Origin of the sequence: Paraburkholderia sp. GAS448, assembly GCF_050435685.1 — a bacterium.
Lineage (GTDB): Bacteria > Pseudomonadota > Gammaproteobacteria > Burkholderiales > Burkholderiaceae > Paraburkholderia.
Window position 1 is genome coordinate 18882 of sequence record NZ_JBNDKT010000060.1, and the last position, 9230, is coordinate 28111.

The window sequence follows — 9230 nt, forward strand, 5'->3', positions numbered from 1 at the left end:
AGAGCAGGTCCAGTGGATCCGAAGCCGGAGATAGTGGCGCTTTTGGGGTGGCGGGGTCGCTACTCGTCTGGAGTCGGGTTCTGTGGAGCGGGAAGCGGGTCAGTGCCTTCGCCAAGGATGGCGAGATAACGCCGATAGCCGAACACGCGCCCGCGCCGGCGGCCCGTTACTTCCTCCACCACACCGAGCCGTTCCAGGTCAGCAAGCGCAGCGTTGACCGTCGGCGCAGTGAGGCCTGTACGTTCAACGAGCAGGTTCGCAGTGAGGAATGGATTCTGTTGAAGCAGGTCATGGACGCGCAGGGCCGATCCGGCCCGCTCGCTCTCCGCCGTGATCCGCTCCCGATCTTCCTTGAACAGGCCGACGATCCGTGTTGCAGCATCAAATGCCTGGTTTGCGGTCTCGGCAACACCGTCGAGGAAGAATTCGAGCCAGGGTTCCCAGGCACCACGCTCACGGACCTCCTGGAGGAGCCGATAGTAATCCGCCCGGTGCGTCTTGAGGTAGAGACTCAGGTAGAGGAGCGGCGAGTGCAATACCCCATGCACATTGAGGAACAGGGTTACGAGCAGCCGGCCAATGCGGCCATTGCCGTCAAGAAACGGGTGGATCGTCTCGAACTGGACATGAAGAAGTCCGGCCTTGATAAGCGCCGGCAAGCGCGAGCGGTCCTCATGCATGAACTTTTCAAGTGCATCGAGACAGGTGTCGAGTTCGTTCACGGGCGGCGGCACATATAGGGCGTTCCCGGGTCGGGTCCCGCCGATCCAGTTCTGGGACCTGCGGAACTCGCCAGGGCTTTTGGTGCCGCCCCGCCCGCTTTGCAGCAGGCGCGCATGCATCTCGCGGATTAACCGTAGAGAGAGCGGCAACTCCTGGAGCCGGTCCAGCCCATACATCATGGCGTCGACGTAGTTCGACACCTCGCGGATGTCGTCGATGGGTTGGCCGGCCTGTGCCTCGGTTTCGAAACGAAGCAGATCGGTCAAGGTGGACTGGGTGCCTTCGATCTGAGACGAAAGAACCGCCTCCTTGCGCACATACATGTAGAGGAAAAGCTCCTGGCGAGGGAGAAGCATCGTGATGCCGTCCAGCCGCCCGACCGCCCGCTCGGCAAGACTAAGCCGGTCGAGTAGACTCAACACGTCGATAGGGGGTTCGGGGGGAAGGGGCGGCGGCACGAATGCGCGCGCGATTTCACCGCCTACGGCGGTTTCGACGAATCGGCCAAGCCGGGGATTTGTTGTGCTCTCGTCAGCCATGGATGGATTATGGCTATTGACCGTTAATTAAGCAATATGCCTTTGGCTTAAATAGCGCCGGAGCTTATGTAAGTGGCCTTAAACAACACCCTTCTCATCAGCGGTAGACCTGGGCTCGTCGTGCATGAGCAGGCGTTGAAGCAAATTAGTGGCAACAGTACATCGCACGCATATCCGGTGCATCAGGATTGTCGAGCAGCGTGCACAGGCAAACCATGGCAATTGTGCAGCAGCCTGCTGCACAGATTCCCCAGTCGGCCATCAGAACGGCTTCCCCTTTAGGACCTCCTGGTTCACTCACTTGACGTGACTGCGAGACTCCTGGCCATCGTCACCGACTGATTCGATGATGACCTTTCGCCGCTCGCCATGGCGACTATCCGGACCATCCGCCCGGCATAGCGCATCAGCGACTGGATCGGCGGGCAGTCTTCCACTCCCCGCCGTCGGGAACCGGATCCCATTCACTTACCCCGCTTCCGGCGCGCCGCTGCCTTGCCGGCGCTCGCCGACGCTTCACCCGCCGCGCGCGACGGACGTGTAGCCGCTGGGCGTGGCGCTGTGCCCGCAATCCGTGCGCGACCCGCGTGTGCTTCAGTCTGGCGCAACGCTGCCAGTTGGCCCTGCAGTGTCACGTGCGCCGACTGGACTGTATCGAGTCGCCCCTGCAGCACGCCCGCCTGATGGCGCGCGTCGCCGAGTTGCGACTGGAGCGTATCAAGTGCGCGACGATGGTCGACGTCCCGCTGGTCCGAGCGCCGCACTGCTTCATCCAGATCCTTTTGCAGCTTCGCCGCGGCGCCGCGCTCGCGGTCGATCTCTAGCAGGGCGCGCTTTTCGGATACCCGCAGCCGCTCCTCAGCCCGCTGCGTGTCGTCCCGCAGCTTTTCCAGATCCCGCGAGAATGCCTCCCGTACCTGCTGCAGCTCGCGCCCGCGCGTGCCCGCCTCATCCTTCAGCCGCACGATCTCCGCCTCCAGCGCCTTTCGTGCAGCGTGCCCCTCCGCCTGCGCGCGCTCCAGGTCGCGGACCTCCACCTGGGCAGCGAGCAGCGCGCTGGTGCGCTGCTCGAGCGCGGTTTCGGTGCGACCCAGTTCGTCCCGCGCGGCGACGACCGCCTGCTGCGCCTCGACGCGCTGCGCCTCGAGTTCGTCGCGCAGCGCGCCGAGCGCGGCCTGCGCCGATGCGGTCGAGCGCGTCCACAGCGTCGCGACCAGTTCGCCGGCGGCGGCCTGCAGGTCGGCCGGCAGGTCCGGGTGGTCGATCCGCACGCGGCTCTTTTCGCGCAGTTCGGTCCAGAACTCGCCCAGCACCTGCGTCGGCGTGCCCATGCTGCCGCGCTTCACCAGCTGGTAAAGCCGGTTCGCGGTCGGCGTGATGCCGAACCTGAAGAACAGCAGCGCGCAGACCTCGCGGTAGAGCTCGCGAGTCTTTGGAAATTCGGCCTTCAGCCGGTCGATTTCCGTGGCAACGCGGACTTCATCGGGCTGAACGTCGGACATGGGGGGCAGTTTTGATAAGATTCAATCAATAATACAACGTAAACCACCTAATATCCAATCTACCCAAGCGATAATTTTGACATCATGGCTATAATGTCGATATTAAATACGTCACTGGTTGCAGCAAACGCACGACACCCCGAACGACCTCAAAACATCCCATGACCGCCCTGCTGCTGCCTCCTCAGCCCATCGAGACCCTGACCATCCCGTCTGAACTGGATGGCAGTGATGGCAACAATCGCTGCAGAAACGGCACCGCGCAGATCGCTGCCCGCAATGATCTGGACGCGGTGCGCGCATGGCTCGCCCGCTTCGTCGACACGAAAACGACTTTCGACAACTACCGCAAGGAAGCCGAACGCCTGCTGCTGTGGTCCGTCCTCCAGATGGGCAAACCGCTCTCGTCGCTCACGCACGAAGACCTGCTCGTCTACCAGCACTTTCTCGCCGATCCGCAGCCCGCCGCGCGGTGGACCGCTGACGGCGGACGCAAGCATCCCCTCAACGATCCACGCTGGCGGCCGTTCTACGGCCCGCTGTCCGGAGCGAGCCAGCGACAGGCCATGGTGATCCTCAACGTCATGTTTGCGTGGCTCGTGCAGGCCTGTTATCTGGCCGGCAATCCGCTGTCGCTGTCGCGTCAGCGCGCCCGACGGGCCAGGCCGCGCATCGTCCGGTATCTGTCGCCCGAGCTGTGGCTCGAAGTCAAAACCTGGATTCACGCGATGCCGAAAGCGACGGAACGCGAGCGCGAACACCACGCACGCGTGCGCTGGCTCTTTACCCTGCTCTATCTGGGCGGTCTGCGGATCACGGAGGTCGGCACGAACACGATGGGACAGTTTTTCCGGCGAGGTGACGAAAACGGCACGGATCGGTGGTGGCTCGAAGTGATGGGCAAAGGTGGCAAGGAGCGGCTGGTGCCCGCCACCGCGGAAATGATTGCGGAACTTGGCACCTACCGGCGGGCCCGCGGACTGCCAGCACTGCCCTCGCCGGGCGAGGATACACCGCTCGTGCTGCCGATTGGCCAGTCGCTCAAACCGCTCACGCGCGCAGCGTTGCACCGGATCGTGAAGGATGTTTTTAACGGTGCGGCGCAATCCTTGCGTGCGCGTGGTGAAGACCATGCACAGCGCGCGGACCGCCTCGAGCAGGCATCGGCACACTGGCTGCGTCACAGCGCAGGGTCCCACATGGCGGACCAGCAGGTAGATCTGCGACTCGTGCGCGATAACCTCGGACATGCGTCACTGACGACGACCAGTCAGTATCTTCACGTCGACGACGATCGCCGGCACCGCGAGACCGACGAGAAACACCGTATTGACTGGTGACAGACGGCAGTCAGAGGCCCTACCGCCCGATCTGGAAATCGCCGGCCGTGAGCCTGACTGGTTCACCCGGACGCAGGCGGACTTTTCTTTCGGCGACCGCGACAATGCGGCGCCGTCCGTCCGCGAACGCCTTGAGTATGCGGACCTGGTCAGCGTTCTTGGGCAACCAGAATTGCGCTTCGAGCGCCTCCCGCGTAATCGCACAGGCAACCTCGCTGCGATGTCCGGTCAGGCGAAACCAAACTTCATGTCGGTCCGCCGCGACCTCTGGCATCAGGTCAATAACGTCCATGTTTTCGACCTCCTGAACTCAGCTGCGAACTTTTAACCTGTCGCCTGTCTTCAATTTTACAGAACGGTGAACAGGCGCGTGCAGACACAGGCCGCCTGGACAACCGGTGGTGTAGGTTCTGCTGCCCCACTGGAGACCGGGTTTGCGGTTAACAAAGATGCAGAGGCGACGGACAGTTAGTTGCATGTTTGTGATCGAAACGGACCTCCAGGGTGAGGCTTTACGGGAGGCGGACATCAAGGAGCCATTAGAGGAGCCATCTGGATTTGCGCTAGCGTTGCGCGATTGGCCGCAGACGACCCGCTTCGGCTCTCAACCCGGCGCGATCTCAACGGCACCTTCCAGTTAGAGCGGCCATTCGTCCAAACACGTCAGCCGGCGACTTGTCGGGCATCCGGGTTATTCGCCTACCCACGGAACTTGCTGATGGCGAATGGCCGATTGCGAGAAATGCGAATGCGCGTTCACGTATTCTGCAGCGGTACGTACCCGGATGCTCGTCGCATCGAGAAAAACCGAAGCGTCGCCGCCGCGAGTGTACCGCCTCGGCGATCCACTAATCGACATGAACGTGGACGTGCCGTCGAGATTGAACTCTGACCTGTCGGCATGACGATGTCACTGACTGAACGGCGTGACACATCCCATACCCGACCGCGTCGAAGGTGTCGGTCGGCGCCCGCCTCGCCGCACAGTGGATCGACGATGTCGCCAGTTCTCTAGTCCATCAGAAAAGTGTCGACCAACCGATTGAAGGCATCGGCATGTTCGATCTGCGTCCAGTGTCCGCATTGGCCGAAAACGTGTAACTGCGACGGACCGATCCGTTCGAGCAGGCGTAGCGAGTTGGCGAGCGGAATCACCTGATCGTCGCGGCCGTGCACGATCAACGTCGATTGGCGGATGTCACCCAGTTTATGCTCGTGACATGCGAGCGCATCCACCCAGCGTTGTCGCGGCGCCGGGAACATCGCGGAAAACGACTCCTGATAGCCGGGCCGAACGCTTGCCCGATAACGCGACTCTGCCAACTCGGGCGTGAGGCGTGAACGATCAAATGCAAACACGTTCATGATGCTTTGCATATTTTTCTAGCGCAAAAATTGCCGGGCCGTTTGCGGTACGTCGGAGCCACTGTCTACGACGTACGTCAGGTCATCAAGGCCCTCCACGTTGTCCAGCCGTCCCTGATCGGCATCTCCAGTCTTTCGCTCCCACGCGTGAACGGTCGGCCGACGGTCCGTTATTCAACCGACAGCGGACAAACAACATAAGCTTTCACAAGGACTGCGCGAACCGGATTCGCGTAACCGATGTGCTCGTCGCCCGCTCCCTAGCGTCGAAACGTTCATCGTGTCGCGATCCACGCCTTTGATGGAAACGAATGATCACGCTGCGAAGCCTCGCAGGTCATGTCTAATACCGCGTTTTCCTGTCGCTGTGATCGGCCGCCATGGATGTCGCTCTTCGCGATACTAAAAAGGGGCAAATCAAGTCGTCGCATAGGGAATTCCCGAGATTGAAGCGAAAAAATTTGACACTATGATTTTCATAGGTATAACCTAAGCCTATTGCTTCAACTTCTTTCTTTGCAGGAGAAACACCTGCCTAAACGCACGCTCTGGAGCGACCATATGACAAGCCTGACGTACAAACCTGAAGAAACAGGACTCCTAATTGTTGATCCGTACAACGATTTCATGTCTCAAGGCGGCAAGCTCTTTTCAGTGATCGAAACGATTGCAAGTGAAGTCGGGCTGATCGCCAATCTACGAACTTTGATGGTGACTCTTCGCGATGCGGGCGCAAAGATTTTTTTCGTTCCCCATCATCGCTGGGAACCAGGTGATTACATCCATTGGAAGTTTGCTAACAACACTCAAATGGCGTCAGGTAAGCGGCAAACCTTCGCTAAGGGTACTTGGGGTGGTGAATTTCATGATGATTTCAAGCCGCTGCCTGGCGATATCGTAATAAAAGAACACTGGGCGCAGAGCGGTTTCGCTAACACTGACCTTGACCACCAATTAAAGCAATACGGCATTCAAAAAATTATTGTCGTGGGCCTGATGGCAAACACGTGCATCGAATCAACCGCACGGTTCGGTATGGAATTGGGATATCACGTCACGCTGGTTAAAGATGGAACTGCAGCGGCATCAAAGGACGCGATGTACGCCGCGCACGAGGTAAACGGCCCGACCTTTGCTCACGCCATTACGACAACTCGGGAACTGCTTGAGAGTTTCATCAAGCCGGGCTGAAAGGTTGGAAAATCTTATTGTTGTATTTAAGTGAGATTTGGCGCCTGGAACCCAGAACGGTGTGAAACGCACGAAGGCTGAGGCGTCTGTGTGTCCCTGTGCGTGCGCGCCGAGCGGAAGAAATAAACGTTATGAATCAGGATGTGAAACATGAATGTAACTGGCGAAATGTTAATTGGGGCGTCGTCCTTGCGCGGGGCTGCAGGCTCGGTTGCGGCGTTCAACCCTGCGACGAACTCCAATATTGAACCGTCGTTTGGCGCAGCTGGGCTCGCTGACGTTGATCGGGCGTGCAGCCTTGCGGAAGCGGCGTTTGATTCTTATCGCGCTACATCGCCGGACGAACGGGCGCGGTTCCTGGACGAGATTGCGCGAAATCTGCTCGGCCTGGGTGACAATCTGTATGAACGCGGAGCCCTCGAAACTGGCCTCACCGTTGCCCGAATCAAAGGTGAAACGCTGCGCACTGCGACGCAGTTGAATATGTTTGCGGAGGTCGTACGCAAAGGCCGGTGGCGCCAAGCCACCATCGACACAGCGGCTCCCGAGCGCCAACCGTCGCCGAAGCCAGACATGCGTATGCATAAAGTGCCTCTCGGACCTGTTGGAGTTTTTGGCGCCAGCAACTTTCCGGTCCTTTACTCGGTGGCCGGCGGCGACACGGCGTCCGCCCTCGCGGCAGGATGTCCAGTTGTCGTGAAGGCGCATGGTTCCCATTTGGGAACGTCGGAACTCGTTGGCCGCGCTATTCAAAGGGCGGTAAAAACCTGCAGACTGCATGAAGGTGTTTTCTCGTTGCTTATCGGTGACGGTAACGCCGTCGGTGAGGCGCTGGTCGACCACCCTTCGATTCAAGCAGTCGCCTTCACTGGTTCCGAAGGCGGTGGAATGGCGCTTGTGCGAAGGGGCGCCGAGCGCAATGTTCCAATACCTGTATTTGCCGAAATGACGAGTGTCAATCCGAATTTCTTTCTTCCCGGCGCGTTGAAGGCTCGTGGCAAAGAAATGGCCGATGGTTTTGTTCGCCAGATGGCCCTGGGGGCGGGGCAGATGTGTTTAAAACCAGGATTGATTTTGGCTGTGGAGGGCGAGGATTTTGCGCGTCTTCGAGCCGACCTCGGAGCTGCGCTGGAGGACAAGCCAGCGGAAACGATGCTTAGTCCCGGGATCTTCCAAAATTTTAACCGCTCGGTTGAACGGACTCGTTCTGGCGCGGGTGTCAAAAAAATCGCATCGGGTCGAGCGCCCGCAGGGTTGCTTGAAGGGTACCCCGAGATTTTCGAGATTCAAGGCGATGAGCTACTCGCAAACCCCACGCTAGCAAATGAGATGTTCGGGCCTGCGGCGGTTCTCGTGAGGTGTACCGACAGTGCCCAACTTATTGACTTGGCTCGGTCGTTTCACGGGCAGCTGACAATGGCATTGCACGTTGAGAGCAGTGACCACGCATTGGCTCAGCAGCTCCTGCCAATCCTTGAGCGGCGAACAAATCGGATCATCGTGAACAAATTTGCAAATGTAGTCGAGATCACGAACGCCACGATTCACGGAGGTCCGTTCCCAGCGACTTCGGACCCTCGCTTCACATCAGTTGGTGCAACCGCTATTGAGCGGTTCCTGCGCCCGATTTGCTACGAGAACGTGCCGGAATCGATGCTCCCGCCTGCGCTTCGGGACGAAAACCCGTTGTCCTTGTGGCGTGTGGTCGACGGAGAGCTTGGTAAACATTGAGGGATGTGACGATCAAACGCGTTGCGGCGGGACCGCGCTTGCAACAAACCAGGTAAGCGCAGACAAGAAGATACCGTACGTAAACATTGGCGCTGGGGTGGTTAATTTGACATTGATATAGGAATGCTTACTATCAATTAAAAACGTAGCAGATCCCAGTTATGACGTATTAAATCCAAACCGTGGATTATAAAAACGATGACTAGAGACACCGAACACCAGAATACTGAAAACACCGAAGCAGACAGAGTCGCAATCGTAACAGGAGGCGCAGGCGGCATCGGTCTCGCCATTGCTACGAGGTTGGCTCGCGAAGGCTGTCAAGTGATTCTGTGGGACATCGACGAGGCGGCGTTATCTGCCTCGGCTGAGCACGTTCCAAGCGCGCTAACGTACGTAGTTGATGTAACGGACGAGAAGGCCGTCGTCAATACAATGTCGAGAATCGTTGAACGATTCAAAAAGGTTGACGGCCTTGTCAATGGCGCTGGGCTTGTTGGTCCAATTGCGCCGGTCACGGAATGTGACGTCGAAACGTGGCAACGCGCCATTGACGTAAACCTCCGAAGCGTATTCCTTTGTTCAAAGGCCGTCGTCGGGCCGATGTTAAATGCTCGGTACGGCCGTATTGTGAACATATCGTCAATCGCCGCAAAGGAAGGAAACCCCAACTGGTCGGCGTATTCAGCATCGAAAGCTGCGGTGATGCATTAACTGGGAGGTCGTAATGATCAAAAACATTAACTAGGGAAACGCTGATCAATGGACCAACTGCCCAAGTTGCAGGCGAGATGGCGTCGAACTTTCCAGATGACGAAGCGAATCGACGCTCAATTCAG

The 9230-nt window shown here is 58.7% G+C and carries 7 protein-coding genes and 1 pseudogene; 5 read left to right on the top strand and 3 right to left on the bottom strand.

Translation table 11 applies throughout. The annotated features are described in order from the left end of the window. Positions 1-59 precede the first annotated feature (59 nt). Entirely contained in the window at positions 60-1262 is a 1203-nt protein-coding gene (locus tag P3T23_RS43790; RefSeq protein WP_429322280.1) for a Fic family protein, read from the bottom strand. Between the two features lie 464 nt (positions 1263-1726). After that, a complete protein-coding gene (locus P3T23_RS43795; RefSeq protein ID WP_429322281.1) occupies positions 1727-2764 on the bottom strand; it encodes a DNA-binding protein in 1038 nt (345 codons plus the stop codon). A 161-nt stretch (positions 2765-2925) separates the two neighbouring features. Here P3T23_RS43795 and P3T23_RS43800 point away from each other — a divergent pair, with 161 nt between their 5' ends. After that, a complete protein-coding gene (locus P3T23_RS43800; RefSeq protein WP_429322282.1) occupies positions 2926-4104 on the top strand; it encodes a tyrosine-type recombinase/integrase in 1179 nt (392 codons plus the stop codon). Further along, complete coding sequence (locus P3T23_RS43805) at positions 4094-4432, top strand: hypothetical protein (protein ID WP_429322283.1); 339 nt, start codon at positions 4094-4096, stop codon at positions 4430-4432. The genes P3T23_RS43800 and P3T23_RS43805 overlap by 11 nt, the downstream gene beginning before the upstream one ends. 683 nt (positions 4433-5115) lie before the next feature. On the opposite strand, the pseudogene P3T23_RS43810 reads toward P3T23_RS43805, so the two are convergent. After that, a pseudogene (locus tag P3T23_RS43810) lies at positions 5116-5484 on the bottom strand (alpha/beta fold hydrolase); the annotation flags it as partial. A gap of 546 nt (positions 5485-6030) precedes the next feature. On the opposite strand from P3T23_RS43810, the gene P3T23_RS43815 reads away from it, so the two are divergent. The 3 genes from P3T23_RS43815 (at position 6031) to P3T23_RS43825 (ending at position 9105) form a co-directional block, all read left to right on the top strand. Then, positions 6031-6660, top strand: coding sequence for an isochorismatase family cysteine hydrolase (locus tag P3T23_RS43815; protein ID WP_429322284.1), 630 nt, complete (start codon positions 6031-6033; stop codon positions 6658-6660). A 150-nt stretch (positions 6661-6810) separates the two neighbouring features. Further along, complete coding sequence (locus P3T23_RS43820) at positions 6811-8391, top strand: aldehyde dehydrogenase (NADP(+)) (RefSeq protein ID WP_429322285.1); 1581 nt, start codon at positions 6811-6813, stop codon at positions 8389-8391. A 198-nt stretch (positions 8392-8589) separates the two neighbouring features. Further along, complete coding sequence (locus tag P3T23_RS43825; RefSeq protein WP_429322286.1) at positions 8590-9105, top strand: SDR family NAD(P)-dependent oxidoreductase; 516 nt, start codon at positions 8590-8592, stop codon at positions 9103-9105. Positions 9106-9230: the final 125 nt, after the last annotated feature.